Origin of the sequence: Acinetobacter sp. 102 (assembly GCF_037028485.1) — a bacterium.
Taxonomy (GTDB): domain Bacteria; phylum Pseudomonadota; class Gammaproteobacteria; order Pseudomonadales; family Moraxellaceae; genus Acinetobacter; species Acinetobacter higginsii.
Window position 1 is genome coordinate 178,205 of sequence record NZ_JAZEZK010000008.1, and the last position, 15,643, is coordinate 193,847.

General features: G+C 41.9%; 16 protein-coding genes. All 16 read left to right on the forward strand.

The window, feature by feature from the left end; all coding sequences use genetic code 11:
• The first annotated feature begins 5 nt into the window (after positions 1 to 5).
• The 16 genes from WA352_RS10235 to WA352_RS10310 all read left to right on the forward strand — a co-directional run bounded on the left by WA352_RS10235 (position 6) and on the right by WA352_RS10310 (position 15,613).
• On the forward strand, positions 6 to 773 hold the full coding sequence (locus WA352_RS10235; RefSeq protein WP_336142441.1) for a DNA adenine methylase: 768 nt from the start codon (positions 6 to 8) through the stop codon (positions 771 to 773).
• Between the two features lie 213 nt (positions 774 to 986).
• The gene (locus tag WA352_RS10240; protein WP_336142443.1) at positions 987 to 2,573 is read left to right on the forward strand and encodes a DUF935 domain-containing protein; all 1,587 of its coding nucleotides are present in this window, start codon (positions 987 to 989) and stop codon (positions 2,571 to 2,573) included.
• Positions 2,566 to 3,870 carry a phage head morphogenesis protein gene (locus WA352_RS10245; protein ID WP_336142445.1) on the forward strand — a complete coding sequence of 435 codons (1,305 nt, stop codon included), beginning with the start codon at positions 2,566 to 2,568 and terminating at the stop codon, positions 3,868 to 3,870. The genes WA352_RS10240 and WA352_RS10245 overlap by 8 nt, the downstream gene beginning before the upstream one ends.
• Positions 3,867 to 4,361 carry a phage virion morphogenesis protein gene (locus WA352_RS10250; protein ID WP_336142447.1) on the forward strand — a complete coding sequence of 165 codons (495 nt, stop codon included), beginning with the start codon at positions 3,867 to 3,869 and terminating at the stop codon, positions 4,359 to 4,361. Before WA352_RS10245 ends, WA352_RS10250 begins: the two co-directional genes overlap by 4 nt.
• 59 nt (positions 4,362 to 4,420) lie before the next feature.
• Positions 4,421 to 5,497, forward strand: a complete 1,077-nt coding sequence (locus WA352_RS10255) for a phage protease (protein ID WP_336142449.1) — start codon at positions 4,421 to 4,423, stop codon at positions 5,495 to 5,497.
• Positions 5,497 to 5,907 carry a hypothetical protein gene (locus tag WA352_RS10260; protein ID WP_336142451.1) on the forward strand — a complete coding sequence of 137 codons (411 nt, stop codon included), beginning with the start codon at positions 5,497 to 5,499 and terminating at the stop codon, positions 5,905 to 5,907. Before WA352_RS10255 ends, WA352_RS10260 begins: the two co-directional genes overlap by 1 nt.
• A complete protein-coding gene (locus WA352_RS10265; protein WP_005203973.1) occupies positions 5,904 to 6,812 on the forward strand; it encodes a Mu-like prophage major head subunit gpT family protein in 909 nt (302 codons plus the stop codon). Before WA352_RS10260 ends, WA352_RS10265 begins: the two co-directional genes overlap by 4 nt.
• A 3-nt stretch (positions 6,813 to 6,815) precedes the next feature.
• A complete protein-coding gene (locus tag WA352_RS10270; protein WP_336142452.1) occupies positions 6,816 to 7,244 on the forward strand; it encodes a gp436 family protein in 429 nt (142 codons plus the stop codon).
• Positions 7,238 to 7,852, forward strand: a complete 615-nt coding sequence (locus tag WA352_RS10275; RefSeq protein WP_336142455.1) for a phage protein Gp37 — start codon at positions 7,238 to 7,240, stop codon at positions 7,850 to 7,852. The genes WA352_RS10270 and WA352_RS10275 overlap by 7 nt, the downstream gene beginning before the upstream one ends.
• Positions 7,852 to 8,196 carry a hypothetical protein gene (locus WA352_RS10280; protein WP_336142457.1) on the forward strand — a complete coding sequence of 115 codons (345 nt, stop codon included), beginning with the start codon at positions 7,852 to 7,854 and terminating at the stop codon, positions 8,194 to 8,196. The genes WA352_RS10275 and WA352_RS10280 overlap by 1 nt, the downstream gene beginning before the upstream one ends.
• A gap of 4 nt (positions 8,197 to 8,200) precedes the next feature.
• Positions 8,201 to 10,816 carry an SGNH/GDSL hydrolase family protein gene (locus WA352_RS10285; RefSeq protein WP_336142460.1) on the forward strand — a complete coding sequence of 872 codons (2,616 nt, stop codon included), beginning with the start codon at positions 8,201 to 8,203 and terminating at the stop codon, positions 10,814 to 10,816.
• Positions 10,817 to 11,626, forward strand: coding sequence for a hypothetical protein (locus WA352_RS10290; RefSeq protein WP_336142462.1), 810 nt, complete (start codon positions 10,817 to 10,819; stop codon positions 11,624 to 11,626).
• Positions 11,627 to 11,633: 7 nt separating this feature from the next.
• Positions 11,634 to 12,443: a phage tail protein gene (locus tag WA352_RS10295; RefSeq protein WP_336142464.1), complete on the forward strand. Its 810-nt coding sequence runs from the start codon at positions 11,634 to 11,636 to the stop codon at positions 12,441 to 12,443.
• Positions 12,444 to 12,564: 121 nt separating this feature from the next.
• The gene (locus WA352_RS10300; RefSeq protein WP_336142466.1) at positions 12,565 to 12,942 is read left to right on the forward strand and encodes a hypothetical protein; all 378 of its coding nucleotides are present in this window, start codon (positions 12,565 to 12,567) and stop codon (positions 12,940 to 12,942) included.
• 12 nt (positions 12,943 to 12,954) lie between these two features.
• Positions 12,955 to 13,281: a hypothetical protein gene (locus WA352_RS10305; RefSeq protein ID WP_336142467.1), complete on the forward strand. Its 327-nt coding sequence runs from the start codon at positions 12,955 to 12,957 to the stop codon at positions 13,279 to 13,281.
• Between the two features lie 199 nt (positions 13,282 to 13,480).
• Complete coding sequence (locus WA352_RS10310; RefSeq protein ID WP_336142470.1) at positions 13,481 to 15,613, forward strand: phage tail tape measure protein; 2,133 nt, start codon at positions 13,481 to 13,483, stop codon at positions 15,611 to 15,613.
• Positions 15,614 to 15,643 lie beyond the last annotated feature (30 nt).

Below are 15,643 nucleotides of genomic sequence, written 5' to 3' on the forward strand. Positions count from 1 at the left end.
AAAACATGAAAACCAAGCCAATTGTTCCTTGGATGGGTGGTAAACGTCGTCTGGTGACGCAATTGATCGAAAAAATGCCAGTGCATCAATGTTATGTGGAGTTGTTCGCTGGCGGTGCAGCATTATTTTTTATGCGTGAACAGCCGTCAAAAGTGGAAGTTATCAATGATGTAAATGGAGAGCTGGTGAATCTATACCGAGTCATCCAGCACCACCTAGAAGAATTTGTCCGCCAATTCAAATGGGCAATCATTAGTCGTCAAATGTTTGAATGGTTAAAAGCTGCCAGTACTGATTTAATGACAGACATCCAGCGTGCAGCTCGATTCTATTATTTGCAACATACCGCTTTTGGAGCAAAGAACACAAATCCAACTTTTGGAACTGCAACGACAGCGAAAGCACCAAGCTTTTTACGTATTGAAGATAATCTGACCGATGCTTATTACAGGCTTTCAGGTGTAACTGTTGAAAATCTAAGCTGGGATGATTGCTTGAAGAAGTATGATCGACCCCACAGCTTTATGTACGCTGATCCGCCTTACTGGAAGCTTACAGGTTATGGTGTTGAATTTGGATGGGAGCATTATTTGAAAATGGCTGAGCTGATGAAAACCTGTCAAAGCAAGGTCATGCTGTCAATTAATGATCATCCTGACATTCGAGAAGCATTTGCAGACCTGAATATCAGCACCACTAAAATTAATTACTCCGTTGGTAAAGTTGGTGTGAGCCGTGATGAAAAACAGGAACTCATCATCACCAATTATTAGTTGGGCGGATTTATAGATTTATAAACGTTTATAAATGCGTTTTTAGCGATTTAAAGGCAATTCTGCAACAATGAGTCGTGTTTGCTTTTAGGTCGCTAAAATCGCCCTTTCTACGGCAATTAAAAAATCAAAAATAAATGGAAGTCTTTCCGCCTAATTTAAAATAAGTCAAAAAACAATAATGGTGCAAAATCCTCATATTGTATTTGCGCTATGGCTAAGAAAAAAATCCAATCCAAAACTCAAGACCGATCCGCACTTGAATCAAACCAAACCGCAGAAATCGCTTGGCTGACCAATCAGTGGCAAGATCATCCCGTAGTTGGCTTAACCCCAAGGCATTTGCACCAACTGATGACCGATGCTGAACAAGGTAACCTTCAAGCACAAGCAGATTTGTTCTGTGACATGGAAGAGCGTGACGGTCATATCTTCAGTGAGATGGATAAGCGCAAGAAAGGTGTCAATGGTCTGCCTTGGGGCGTGAACCCTCCAAAAAATGCCAGTGAAGCCGAGCGCAAAATTGCTGAAGAAGTTGCGGAATGGATTGATGACATTACCGACTTTGAGATGTTCTTATTTGATGCAATGGACGGTGTTGGTCATGGCTATTCGTGCCAAGAGATTGAGTGGCATCAACTCGGCAATCTTTGGTTGCCTAAAAGTTTTGAGCATGTAAACCCTCGCAATTTTATGACCCCATACAATCAGCCGAATATACTCAAGCTCAATGATGGTTCACCCGATGGCGCGGATTTTTGGGATTTTGGTTGGTTTATCCACCGACATAAAGCCAAGTCTGGTTATATTCCTCGCGCTGGCTTGCACCGTGTTCTTACATGGCCGTTCTTATTTAAAAACTATGGCATTCGTGATGTCTTGGAGTTTTTGGAGTCTTATGGTTTACCGAGCAAAATTGGTAAATATCCAGCTGGAGCAACGGAAAAAGAAAAATTAACTTTGCTTCGTGCTGTCATGTCGATTGGACGCAATGCTGGCGGTATCATCCCCAATGGCATGAGTATTGATTTTGAAGCAGCCACCGACGGTGACACCAAAAATCATTTTGATTTGGTCAAATGGTGTGAACAAACCCAATCAAAAGTCATTGTCGGTGGTACGTTGCTCTCTCAGGCAGATGGTAAAACCAGTACCAACGCACAAAGTAAAACCCATGAGGTTCAGTTTGATAAGCTGGTCAAGTCAGATGCTAAGCAGCTTGCACGCTCAATCACAGATAGTTTGGTTTGTAGTTTGATGCGTTTGAATTATCCGAACGTTTCACCAGATCGATACCCATCATTTTATTTTGATACCACTGATACTGAAGATATTGAAACCTTCAGCGAGGCTTTACCTAAGCTGGTCGAAATTGGCTTTAAAATCCCACGTAGCTGGGCGCATGAAAAACTTGGGATTCCACAGCCTGCGGACGATAATGAAGACGTGCTGGCATATACAACACCAGCCGCACCAGCAACGCCAAACCTTGCTGCAAATATGTATGTACCTCAATTGTTGAATGGATTGATTGCAGCCAATAATCAAGTGCCGCTGGATGTACAGGCAATTCAGTTATTACTCAATGATCAAGCCAAGCAAGCGCAAAAAACCGCTGAAGACTGGACACAAGACCTCATTGCTAAAATCCAATCTGGTCAAAGTGATGAAGATGTATTGGCTGTCTTATCAGAGCTGTATCCAAGTGATGATGAGCCAGCCTTGCAAGACAAATTAACCAAGCTGTTTTTTGCTGCTGAAGTATTTGGGCGTTTAAGTGCAGAGGCTGAAAATGGCTAAAGTACCGCAACGGCCAGAGCTGAATGCGCTGTTTAAACTCCCCCCTAAAGATGCGATTGCATACTTAGAATCGAAAGGTTTTAAGATTGGCTGGGACTGGCACGAAACCCTTGATCATGCACATAGTCGAGCGTTTACCGTTGCCAAAGTTGCACGGGTGGATTTACTTCAGGACATTAAAAGCTCATTAATTACCGCATTGGAAAAAGGTCAAGGTCTGGAACAATGGAAAGCCTCGATTATTCCCACACTACGTGAAAAAGGCTGGTGGGGAAAACAGACCGTAATCAATCCAGCTGGTATCGAGCAAACGGTGCAGCTTGGTAGTCCACGACGTTTAAAAACCATCTTTGATACCAACGTGCATAAGAGCTTGGCGGCTGGACGTTATAAAGGATTGATGGCATCAATTGACACTCGTCCTCTTTGGGAATGGGTGCATATTTCGATTACAAACCCACGTAAAGCGCACTTAGCACGAAACGGTGAGACGCGTTATTACGATGATCCGTTTTGGCTCTATGCTTATCCACCAACAGAGTTTGGTTGTAAATGCACAGTACGTGGCCGTCGTGTAGGTGATGTTGAGCGTTTAGGTTTGCGACAAGTCGAAACCTTGCCTGAAGATATTGAACAGCTCCAAGTTGTGATTGGTAAAAGCAGCTTTACAGGTCAAGATGCGGTGGCTCTCCGGACACGTATCCGAGTTCGGCAAAATGATGGACAAGTGACTTATTTCTCTCCAGCAGCTGGCTTTAACAGTCATCCAGCGTCGAGCTATTTACTTGATACAGAATTAACCAAGCGTGCGGCTGATCTCGTGGGTGCACAGTTAGCAATTCAGCAAGTTCAACAGATATTATTGAGTCCACCCCGAATTAAGGCACATGAAGCATTTGTCAAAAACAGTTTAAATTTTGCCAAACCCCAAAATATGACCAGCACGGTTGGGGTTGTTGGCATAGATGATATTAAAACGTTGACTGCAAAGAATATTGCCGTTGAAAGTCCAATTATGACGGTGTCAGATCGCTTGTTAGTTGGTCAAGCTACAAATGCACTAAGCACTGAAGAGTGGCTGGCATTACCAAAGCTACTTCAGCAGATTCAAAAAGTGTTATGGGATAGTAAAAAACGTCAGATGGTGTTCGTTGTACCCGTGTTGGATGATGCTGGACAGAAAGTAATTCGAGTATCAGTACAATCCAAAGATGGCGTCATGGAAGTGACCGACATTGCAAAAGTATCAAGCAAGTCACTGATGACAAACTTTGAATTGATCCGAGGTATTGAATGACTGCAATCAAAATCAATGATGAGATGTTGGCGGATCGCTTGCTGCAAGTGGGTCGTCGTTTGACTAATGCGAGTCCTTTGGCGGCTGCAATTGCTGCATCATTGGGAACGGTTGTTGATGAAAACTTTGAGCAACAAGGTCGCCCCAAGTGGGCTGGCCGTAAACCAACAACAATTAAAATTTATGAATATAAGGGATACAGCTACGGTGGTATCTTGCATCGTTCTGGTGATCTTCGATCAAGAGTCGTAACCAGCCATACCAAAGATGAAGCCATCATTAGCAACAATATGCCTTATGCCGCAGCCATGCACTTTGGTATCAAGAAAGGCGCTTCAGGAAGAACAAAGCGCGGTGCACCGATTCCATTCGGCGATATTGAGCCAAGGATGTTTATGCCGATGGATACTGAAGGAAATTTGCAAACTGAAGCTGAACAAGAGATTTTCTTTGATGTAGATCATTATTGGCAAAAGATTTTTAATCCCTAAAAAATAAACGGAAGCCTTTCCGCCTAATAAAAAGAAACTGGCAGTGCGATGCTGCCAGCATGAAAAAGACCTTATTAGTAGCCGCGTGCTCATTCGCCCTAGATGCGACATCGACTTACCTTGTTTTGATTCCTGAAGGAATCTTTCGTGGTATCGATGGTCGTCCTACCGATGCCCCACACTGGGAACTTACTCCAGCACGTGGTCGTCAAATTGCTGCTGCATTAAATCAGCGTTCTATCGATCTAGTGGTGGACTATGAACACGCGACTTTAAAAGCTCAAGAGTCTGGTGATCCTGCACCAGCGTCTGGTTGGCTAAAACCTGCTGGATTCCAATATGTAGATGGAGTTGGACTATGTAGCACTCAATTTGAATGGACTGAAAAAGCCAAGGGATATATCGAGGCTAAGGAATATAAATACACTTCGCCTGTTTTCTTCTACAACCAAGCTGGTGAAGTCCTCGGACTTCATAGCTTCGCCTTAACCAATACCCCGAATTTAGACATCTTGCCCGAAGCACGTCTTGCTGCTGCGGCTCAGAACTTTTTGTCTCAACAATCCGACGAGGACTCATCAATGAAAGAGTTTTTAGAACTCATGCGTAAATGTCTGGGGCTGCCAGAAACAGCCACAGAACAAGAGTTATTAACCGCTGCAAATAGTGCTTTTGCAAAAATGGATGGTGCTTTTGGAACAACCTTGGTTGCTGGTCAGGCGCTATCAGTTGCGATTGAAAAAGCAATTGAAGTAAAGACTGCCGCCAATAGCCAAGCACCTGATCTGACTCAATATGTACCTATTGCGGTTTATCAAGAAGCAATTGCCAGCGCGACAGCTGTAGCTGCGAATGCTGCCAGCAAAGAATTAGACGACCTCATTGTTGCCGCTTGTTCGGATGGTCGTTTGACGGGTGATGCAACCATTAATTGGGCAAAAGATCAGGCAAAGACCAATCCTGAGTTTATTAAAAAACATATTGAAAGCCTGCCAAAAATTGCAGCTTTGAATCAAAAACAAACAACAACTGTGAACCTCGCTGGCAATAACCAACAAGGTGGTGGTCAAGCACATTCCCCTGAAGCTTTAGCTGTTGCAGCACAAATGGGGATTGATTTAGGAGCTACAACATAATGAGCAGCATTTTAAATCAGGAAGAACGTCAAACCCCGTTCCGTGAAAAGGGTTTGTTTGGTGTACCAGTCAAAGCTGGTGCCGCCATTGTAGCTGGCTTTGCCGCTGCTGTAGATGCTACGGGTTATGCCGTGCCAGTCACTGTCAATGCTGATCTGACTTATTTAGGTCGTTATGAAGACAGCGTCGACAACACTGCTGGATCAAATGGCGATGTGTATGTTTTGGTGCGTAATGATTGTGCTTTCCAGTTTGCTAACAGTACATCTGACCCTGTAACGCAAGCTTCCTTTGGTAAGCCTTGCTTTTTACAAGATGGGCAAACAGTTGCTGAAACGGATGCTGGTGGAACGTTGTCTCCAGCTGGTCGTGTCGTTGGTATTGATGAAAATGGAGTATGGGTAGAATGAACGTAAACGGTGCAGCACTTAACGCAATCTTTTTAAATCTGAAGACAGTTTATAACAATGCACTAAATGATGTCGTTGTTGAATATCCAGCTATTGCAATGGTAGTGCCTAGTAATGGTGCTTATGTTGATTATCGCTGGTTAGAAAACTTTCCACAGATGAAAGAATGGATCGGCAAAAAACATATTACTAAGCTTGCAGAATATGACTATGTCATCCGCAACAAAGATTTCTCAGCAACGATTGAAGTGCGTCGAAATGATATTGAAGATGATCAGCTTGGAATCTATAAGCCTCAAGCAGAATCGGCGGCGTGGTCGGCTAAGCAACACCCTGATGAATTGGTCTTTGAAGCCGTAAATAAAGCATTTTCTGCAAAATGCTATGACGGCCAAGCCATGATTTCGACCAGTCATAAAGTGGGTAAAACCACCGTCAGCAACAAAGGCACAAAAAAACTTTCAATTGAAACTTTAGCCAAAGCTCAAGCTTCATTTGGTGCTGCTCGTACAGCAATGCGCAAATTTAAGGATGAATCAGGTCGACCACTGAATATCACACCAACAACGCTATTAGTGCCAGCTGCGCTTGAAGATATTGCTAACGCTTTGGTCACTGTAGATCGTCTTGAGGATGGTAAGCCAAACCCATACAAAGGCACAGCTAAGGTTCAAGTGTCTGCTCGTTTGACTGATGACAATGCATGGTTCTTGTTGGACACCACCAAGCCAGTGAAACCATTTGTTTATCAGGTGCGTAAAAAACCAGTATTCGTTCAGCAAACTAGCATGGAATCACCATCTGTATTTATGGAAGGCGTTTTCTACTTTGGTGTCGAGTCACGTGGTGCAGCTGGTTATGGTTTCTGGCAAACGGTCTATGGATCGACTGGCGCGGAGGCATAAACCATGTATGTAACGGTAGATGCTATGCGTGAGCGCTTTGGTGATCAAGAATTGATTCAGCTGACAGATAATCGTGAGCCATACCAAAATGAAATTAACTTTCAAAAATTGAATGCTGCCCTAGAGGAAGCAAACAGTGAAATTGATGGTTATGTGCAAGTGCGTTACAAACTGCCGTTACCCATCGTTCCACCTTATTTGGTCGCTATTGGTTGTCACATTGCTCGATACCATCTTTGTGCGATGGTCGTGACTGAAAATGATCCGATCAAAATTCGCTATAACGATGCTGTTAAAACCCTTAGAGCCATTTCTAAAGGTGACGTGGCATTAGGCGGTACGCCAGCTGGTGAATCTGCACCACTTGAGACCTCGACCAATAACGTAATGTTAGTTGTTGGTCGTCGGGATTTCGGGGGTGGCGGATGGTAGAGCTAGACCTATCCACTGTTGAGCAAGGCATCAAAGATGTCTTGGCTCAACAAATCAAAGACAACAAGTGGAACTGGATTCGAGAAATCAAAACCTACGGTGGTGAGTTCGATGACGGTTTGCTGTCTTGGGTGAAAACTTTTCCTGCTATTTGGGTGACCTTCCAAGGTTCTGGTACACCAGAAAAAATCTCAAATGACAAGACCAAGTATCCAGTGACTTTTGTGGTGTTGGTCGGTGCTCGTTCAATGCGTAATGAAGAAACTCAACGTCATGGCACGATTCACGATATCGGCACCTTCTTGATGCTAAAGCATGTTCAAAAGATTTTAATCGGCAATGACTTATCGTCTGCTGATGTTAAGGGGCTTGCGCCACTCAGCCTTGGTCGAACCAAGACCATTTTCAATGGCAAAACTCAAAGTCAATCAATCAGCGTTCTCTCTCAAGAATTTCATACTCAATTCACCATCACTGCTTCGGATCGCGTGCGCGAAGAAGAAGAAACAGATGCTGATTTGATCAGAATTAATGTCGACTATCACTTTGCGCCAGACGATGGCATCAAAGATGAGTCTGATTTAATTGAATTAAAGGAAAATACTTAATGACTATTCCTCAAATCAAGACGCCAGGGAATTATCTGGAAGTAAATATCAATACCGTGCGTTTGGGACTACCACCAAACGATCATCGCGTGTTGTTTATTACAACTGACCCTAATGCAACTGAAGACATGCCAGTCAATCTTTATGACAAAGCTCAAGCTGACACAATTTATGGTCAAAACAGTCAAGCTGGGCGCATGATTTCGGCTGCTATCAAAACCAACCGCTTTGTTGATGTACAAGGTTTTTCATTAAATCAGTCCACAGTTGTAATGAAGATTACAACTGAAGCTGGAACAGGCTTAAGCACTGAGAGTAAGAAAACTCTAACGACTGAGGGTTGATCGTATGAGTGAAGCTGTTGAAATTACTGTCAAAATTAGTGAACTTGATGAAGCGCAAACTGCTAAGAACAGTGATTTTTTACCGATTGTGCAGGATGGTGAAACAAAAAAGATTAGACAAGTCAAAGTATTTGAGTCTCTCAAAGCTGGCTTAGGTACAGCAGCAATGTCTAATGTTAATGACTTTGCTGCTGCGTCAGATGTTCAAGCTATTGCTGATCAGACTCAAACCAGCGTTAATGAACAAAATGAACGAATTGAGCGTATTGAACACTCAATGTACTTGATTCAAAACAATGGTGTATTTAAATCGTATCGTACTAAAGCACAAATGCTTGCAGATGTTGTGAATATTCCAATTGATAGCATTACAAGTGTCGTGGCTGATCCAGACAATGATCCTGATACGAATGATATCAATGGCCAGTATCACTTTAATGGTAGTGATTTCTTTAAATTGCCTGACATTCTTTTAAGTGCTTTGCAAAAATACATTGATGAGGCTGAATCTAGTCAATACATTGCAGCTTTTACAGATGCAGCTGGAAATGTGGTACTTGGCATTAAAAGTAATGGCTCTGTATTAATTCCAAAACTAGATTTTAAAAAAATCGAGGAAAAAGACTCCAGTCAATATATCGCAGCATTTGCTGATGCATTTGATAACATTGCTTTGGGTATTAAAAGAAATGGTTCAGTTGTCATTCCTAAGCTGGATTTTGACAAAATTGTTGAGACAGATTCAAATCACTATATTGCTGCTTTTGCTGATGGCAATGACAATATTGCTATTGGTGTACAAGCAGATGGAACTGTAGACATTCCTAAGCTTAGACAACTACCAAGCACTCAAAATAGTGAAGTTAAAAATCTAAAAATTGGAAATGACGATTCTGTAATGGTTGTTGGTGATAGCTTAACGGCAGCGCATTACTGTGTTCAAGACAAGTCTTATGTTAGTCAGCTCAGTCAGCTGACAAATTTTCGCTTGATTAATTATGGTGTGAGTGGGAACGACTTGCTGCAAATGCAACAACGTGTTTTGAATGATACTCAGACTTTTGGGGCATCATTAAAAAGCATGAAACCACGCTTTGCACTTATTTGCTCTTTAGCAAATGACGGTCAGTTCTTGGCATCAGATGTAACTTACTATCAAGAAAATACTAGACGCTTGGTTGATGTCTGCCTTGCGCATGGTGTAGAGCCTGTTTTAGTTGTTCAATTCCCTGCGACATCTACACAGCATCAAGCTGTCAAAGCAATTGCTGACGAATATAATATTGCACTGATTTCTAATGACGTTCTGAATCGTCAGGTCGGTTTCTATAAATTCGGTACAGCTGAGCTTTTTCATCAAAGCCATACTGGTACACGCAATTGTGGTCTTTTTTGGCTGCCTATGCTTGAGTATCTGGATCAACAGACTGCATTCAGAACATTAAAAATTTATCGTAAACGTGTAGGATTTAATGTGGTCGCTGATAGCGATCTACTATTCAAAAATCGTTTAGATAAGTCAAAAAAATGGAAAGAGATTTCTGTTGGTCATTACTCACTTAAAAATGAGTACAAATACGATGAACTTGATACATTGCAAGCTGCCGATTTAACTTGGACGCTTCGTGCTGACGAATATACAGCACTGAAAAATGGTGAAAGCGTTCTATTTAGTGATTATTGTTTAGTTGAAATTGGTTTGGATGCGTTACCACAGCATTTAAATCAAATCAAAATCAAACTTACTTCAATTGGAAACATTCAAGCTTATGTTCGCAATAATCTTGAAACCTCTACAGTTGTAGTAAGACCATCCAATCCGAATGATGCAGCATATCAAAGCAGTTGGAATAAAAATCGAGGTGCTTGGCGTCCAGTTACTATTGAAAATGGTGATATTCAGATAAATCAAGATCAAGTGATTTATAGCATGGTCGGCAATAAAGTTTATTTAATGCTGAAAGGTAATTTTAGTCTTAATGATGTTCAAGTTGAATATTCAGCAAGCAAATATGAAGTTGCACAACCACGTAAGCTTAAAAGCAAAGAAAGTCTAAGTGCTGAACTTTTAGCTCAACCGCTATGTGGAACTCAAGCGCAATTAGATGCATGGATCAAGACTGGTAGTGTCGCAACATTTGTACCAATTGATAGCAGCAAGTTACCACGAAAATCAGACCAAAATATTGCTGTAGATGGTGTGATTACACTAATAAATGGCAATTCTATTCAGCAGTCTATCAATTTTCCATCTTCAGAAAGTCCTCGTACATTTCTCATCACAGTTTGGGGGAGAAATTTTCCTAAAGCCTATTTTGATATGACTAACGCTGCATATTCTGGACTTGATGCGAATCAAATTGTTGATCGTAATCAAGTTTCAGTTCAAACAATCACCAAAGATTCTTTCGATATCAGCACATTGAAAATTGAATCATGGACTGAATTGAATTACCCAACTGCTGGTGGTGCAGAACAATTTGATTTTGCAGGATTGTTATGGCGACCAATCAAATTTTATATCGAAGTTCAACCATACGAAACTCAACTTACAGCACGACTTTCTGCAAATGAAGGAGAAGTGCAAGTGGCAAAAGTATCATTTAAGGAGATCATTTAAATGAAGTGCACAGTTTATAGGCTGCCTAATGCAGACTTTAATGGTCAGGGTTTACCGACTCTTTTTCCTTATATTGCTAAAGAGTCACTAAGTTATGCTTTTGATCTGGCGGGCGGTAGTCTTAAAGATTTAACTGGTAAAACTGCAAATTTAGTTCCATACAGAACGACCAGTGCTGTTGGTGGAGGCACACGAGTTATTGATCCAACTGTCATCACTCAATTGGATAATGCAATCAAAATTACCAGCGGTTGTTTAGTTTCAAGTGTTCCATTTAAGCCTATACCCATTGATGGAACAGTTCAGTTTTCGATTATGTTTATTGGTGGTTGGGATGGCTCAACAATACCTGAAGCAGCTACAGCACCTTACATTGCAACCTACCTCGATATAGGCAACGGTGTAACAGCTAACAATGCACCAATGATGCAATTTAATAGTTCAGATAAAACACTGGGAGCAAGATTTAAAACTGGATCAAGTTCAAATATTGGTACTGTAGTTAGTAATGTGACGCGATTGTATTTTATGGTTTTAACCTACAATGGTCTTGAGTGGACATTACATAATAAAACTCTCGGTACTGTGGTCAAGAAAACAAATGCGGAGTTGGGACAAACAGCTCAAATTCCCGTAGCTTCAGGTTTAGTTCCATTATTTCACTATATTGGTCATGGGCATTTAAGCTCAACAATTGCAGGCTTACCAGTTGTTGTCAGTCAAGTTGCGAATTGGAATAGAGTTTTATCAAGCACTGAAATTGAAACTCAATATCAAATGAGCAAAGCACAACTTAACAATGTAATCTGAGGTATATATGACTCTTCAATCAGCACTTGAAACAATCGCCTCTTTGGGACATACAATCATCGCAGTGTCAGCGCCACCAGCCGCTGGTGCTGATACATTGGCTTGGATCACGCACTTAAACTCGGTGAGTGATGCTATCAATCAAAAACCAGCAATTTTGATTGTGCCATTTTCTGACATTGAAGCTGCTGAAGCATTTGCAGAGCAAGCACCTATAAAAAGCTCTTATCGCGTTTTATGTGTTTGCTATCACGGTGCAATTGGTCAAGAAGCAGAGCTAGCTGGCGCAATGGCTGCGGCTTTGGCGGATTCTAATGATCCAGCCTTGCCGTTTAACGGTGTCAATCTTGGTGGCATCACGCCAGTGACAGATCAATACAAACTTAAATTTGAACGTATTGAACTGGCATTAAATCGTGGTGTTTGCATGATTGACACGGGTGCTGATGGTTTTCCTGAAATCGTTCGCGCTGTATCAGCATATCGAGTCAATCCAGACTCAGGTGCAGATGATGACTTAATGCTGGACATCAACGGTGCACTGGTCATTGATTACACCCGAAAAGTTGTACGTGCTGATCTAGCAAAAGAACGTCGTCGTAAAAACACTGCACCACAGCGTCGAAATGTGCGTTCAATTATTTTGAAGCGTTTGGTGCAGCTTGATGATGCTGAGATTTTGCAGAACGTTCGTGAAAGCGCTTCTCAATTGCTTGTCATTGAAGATGCCAATGATCGCTACCGTGCAAATGCAAAAATCCCTGCCAATTGGGTGCGTGGTATGCATGTTATTGCTGGAACGCTAGATGTGTACTAACACTTAATCACTAAATTAAAGGTCGCTAATTGCGGCCTTTAATATTTATGGAAGTCCTTCCGCCTAATAAATAAAAAAAGTTCTTTGCACAATAGCCTCATGATTTATTGAGGTCTATGAAATGGCTGAAGAAGCAGTAAGCACGATTGTGATGAGCGTGGATGGTCTGGAATATGACTGTGCGCGTTTTAACCCCACAAAAATAAATGGGGCAAAACGAATCGTAACAATGAACCGAAAACTTAAAGCGAAATACAAATCTAAAGGTATTCAGCTTTATGACATCATATGTTCAGTAGTGATCCCTGATGGTAAAGATACTATTAGCTGGCTTGATGTAAAAGATGCACGGATTTCAATTGAGTCGCCAACAGGTGGATTCCGAGAAACATACATCGATTGTAATGTTACACAGGTTTCTGAAGCCTATGCAGTTGATGGTGAAACCCTGCGTGATCTCACGATATTCGCAATGGACTATTTAAACGAAACTTTTTAATCAGGTGAAAAAATGAGATTAAGTGTTATTGGTTTGCTCCCTGTGGCGATGACTGTTTTAGTCGCAAATAAGGCGGTGAAATGTAAAAGCGTTGAACTGTCTGACTTAACTACTGGTGAGCTTTTTGAGGCACGTAAGCAAACCAAAGAAGGTGAATTTATCGCAATTTCTGAGTTTGTCGCTAAAGCTCAATTAGTGGATGACAAAGGTAATCATCATGCTGTGACTTATGAAATGTTGCGTGATATGTCTTCAGCGAATTTTAAAAAACTGGAAGAGCTAGACTACGATTTACAAGCAAAGCTCAATGCCGAGAGTTTAGAGAACCAATCCAGCTGATTGCAATATTACATAATGCAGGCATTGATTTAGAGACTGCGGAACAAATGCCAATGCAATACGCATTGGCATTTTTGTCAGAGAAAATGAATGCTTTGCAGAAAGTAAAAGCTAGACTCGAACATGAGCGGCCACAGCAAACTCATGCAGCATCACCACCCACCTCAAAAACATATGTTTCAACTAAGCGAGTGTGCCAATGACAACAAGTACAGTTCAACTGCGGTTGCAGATTGTTGGTCAACAAGCTCAGCAACAGATGCAACGTCTGAACTTGAATATCAATCAAGGTCAACAGCAGCAAAAGAATAATCTTAATCAAATTTTACGCACCCAAAACAGCATCAATGCTTCTGTCCAGCAAGGCGGACGCTATGGGCAACAACAGTTGCGCACTGGTCAAACCATGTTGCAAACCAATCGTTTGCTTGCACAGTTGCTACAGCAACAACAACGCTCATCAAGCTTAATCAGCCAGCAGCTAAGACAGCAAGAACGCTCTTATCAAGTACAAATCAATTCATTACGTCAACAAGTACGTGAAGCTGAACGTCTGCGTCAACAGTTAAAGCAAGCTGGTAATGCTCAACGGGACGCAACCAGAGGTGTTGGCGGTAATGCCTTTGGGACAGCTGCGGCTGTTGCTGGCGGTACTTATGCAGCTGGAATGATTGGTTCTAATTATCTAAAAGACCCACGCGAATACATGAAGCAGATTTCATTGGCGACAGATACTGTGCTCGCTGGTGAAAAAATGCCGATTAGTGAGTTCAATAGCAAAGTCGCAGAAATGGAGGGTTTTGTTCGTAATTCCACTGTCGTTGGTGGCGCTACTCCGCAGCAAATGGTACAAGCGTTAAATACACTTACTGCATCCAACGTCTATGACTTTAAAGAATTAAAAGATGTCATGCTGCAAGTCAGCCGCACTGCATTTGCAAGTGGTGCTGATTCAAATGATATTGCCTTAATGGCAGTTGCTCAGCGTAACTTTGGACTCACTAATTTAGATAGAGCCAATGATCAGGCAATGAAAGCTGGACAGCTCGGTTCGTTTGAATTAAGAGACATGGCGCGATATATGCCAGACCTTCTCACTCAAGGCAAGAACGCTGGTTATATTGGTGAGAATGGTTATAAAGACTTACTTGTCATGATGCAGCTCAGCAAAAAGACCGCTGGTACAGCTGAAGGTGCAGCAGTCAATTTATCTGATTTGCTTGGTTCATTCAGTCAATATCACTTGGGGCTATCTTTTGCTAAACACATCAAAGTCGATGAAGGTGATCCGATTGCGGCTTATGGTGTGAGTAAGAAGCGCAAAGGTTTTGACTGGACAACCTATGCGGCCAATATGCGTGAAAAAGGTGTGGGCGAAGTTGAAGCGGCTGCACTTTTGATGAATCGACAAATGGAGAAAAGCACTTTATATCGGGAGTACCGAGACAAAGCGCAAAAAGCAATGTCGACTGGTGATAATGCGCTCTATTTAGAAAATGTACAGGCAGCAACTCAGATTGCTGCCCAGTCTGAGATCGGTAAGATTTTCCATAATAAACAAGCTTTGATGGCGTTCATGGGTATCACCATGAATATGGAAAAAGGCGGATTCAAAGAGTATGTGGAGAATGGCGTCAATGATTCTGTCGGTGCAGTTCAAATGTCGCATGAGCGCCAAGCAGCTCAGGAATACGGGAAAGACAGCTCTTTTGATACGGCAAGATTTAATGCCCGTGTTGAAAACTATAATGGTATCTCTGGCTGGTTGGGTGATTTAAAACAAGGACTGGCTGATTATGCAGCATCAAATATAGATGTCGCTGCTGCTGCTTCTGCTGCTGTGGTGGGGTTAACCGCTGTTGGTGCAGCTGGTGGTATTGCTGCTTTAGCAATGCGGAACGGACGTAATATTCCACCATTACCGCCTGCGCCTAATGGTGGTTCTGTTGCATCCAACGCATTAAAAACTGCTGGAGTCGCTGCCGCTGGTTATTTAGGCTTTGAAGCTTTTAAACCTATGGATGACTTCTTTTATGGAAAAATTGCAAGTTTCTTTGGTGCATCTGAAGACCGCCCAGACTTTTTCGAAATGGCAATGGAAAAAAGCAAAGAACAGCAAGCGGCTTTAGAAGAGCAGAATAAAAAAATGGATGAGCAAAATCAGATTAGTAGAGATATGATTGGGAAGCTTAATTCTTTGATTTCGGTAACTCAGCAAAACAAGCCTGTGTTCAATATGGGTAGCGGTGGATTAATGGAACAAATCACACAACATACTCAGACTGAACAAAAACGACATGGTGTAGATTTGCTCACATACGGTCAAAAATAAATGGAAGCCTTTCCGCCTAATATAGCGCAG

Excerpts from the sequence above, each read along its gene's own strand:
- WA352_RS10235 (WP_336142441.1), top strand. The coding sequence starts at position 6 with ATGAAAACCAAGCCAATTGTTCCTTGGATGGGTGGTAAACGTCGTCTG.
- WA352_RS10240 (WP_336142443.1), top strand. The coding sequence starts at position 987 with ATGGCTAAGAAAAAAATCCAATCCAAAACTCAAGACCGATCCGCACTT.
- WA352_RS10245 (WP_336142445.1), top strand. The coding sequence starts at position 2,566 with ATGGCTAAAGTACCGCAACGGCCAGAGCTGAATGCGCTGTTTAAACTC.
- WA352_RS10250 (WP_336142447.1), top strand. The coding sequence starts at position 3,867 with ATGACTGCAATCAAAATCAATGATGAGATGTTGGCGGATCGCTTGCTG.
- WA352_RS10255 (WP_336142449.1), top strand. The coding sequence starts at position 4,421 with ATGAAAAAGACCTTATTAGTAGCCGCGTGCTCATTCGCCCTAGATGCG.
- WA352_RS10260 (WP_336142451.1), top strand. The coding sequence starts at position 5,497 with ATGAGCAGCATTTTAAATCAGGAAGAACGTCAAACCCCGTTCCGTGAA.
- WA352_RS10265 (WP_005203973.1), top strand. The coding sequence starts at position 5,904 with ATGAACGTAAACGGTGCAGCACTTAACGCAATCTTTTTAAATCTGAAG.
- WA352_RS10270 (WP_336142452.1), top strand. The coding sequence starts at position 6,816 with ATGTATGTAACGGTAGATGCTATGCGTGAGCGCTTTGGTGATCAAGAA.
- WA352_RS10275 (WP_336142455.1), top strand. The coding sequence starts at position 7,238 with ATGGTAGAGCTAGACCTATCCACTGTTGAGCAAGGCATCAAAGATGTC.
- WA352_RS10280 (WP_336142457.1), top strand. The coding sequence starts at position 7,852 with ATGACTATTCCTCAAATCAAGACGCCAGGGAATTATCTGGAAGTAAAT.
- WA352_RS10285 (WP_336142460.1), top strand. The coding sequence starts at position 8,201 with ATGAGTGAAGCTGTTGAAATTACTGTCAAAATTAGTGAACTTGATGAA.
- WA352_RS10290 (WP_336142462.1), top strand. The coding sequence starts at position 10,817 with ATGAAGTGCACAGTTTATAGGCTGCCTAATGCAGACTTTAATGGTCAG.
- WA352_RS10295 (WP_336142464.1), top strand. The coding sequence starts at position 11,634 with ATGACTCTTCAATCAGCACTTGAAACAATCGCCTCTTTGGGACATACA.
- WA352_RS10300 (WP_336142466.1), top strand. The coding sequence starts at position 12,565 with ATGGCTGAAGAAGCAGTAAGCACGATTGTGATGAGCGTGGATGGTCTG.
- WA352_RS10305 (WP_336142467.1), top strand. The coding sequence starts at position 12,955 with ATGAGATTAAGTGTTATTGGTTTGCTCCCTGTGGCGATGACTGTTTTA.
- WA352_RS10310 (WP_336142470.1), top strand. The coding sequence starts at position 13,481 with ATGACAACAAGTACAGTTCAACTGCGGTTGCAGATTGTTGGTCAACAA.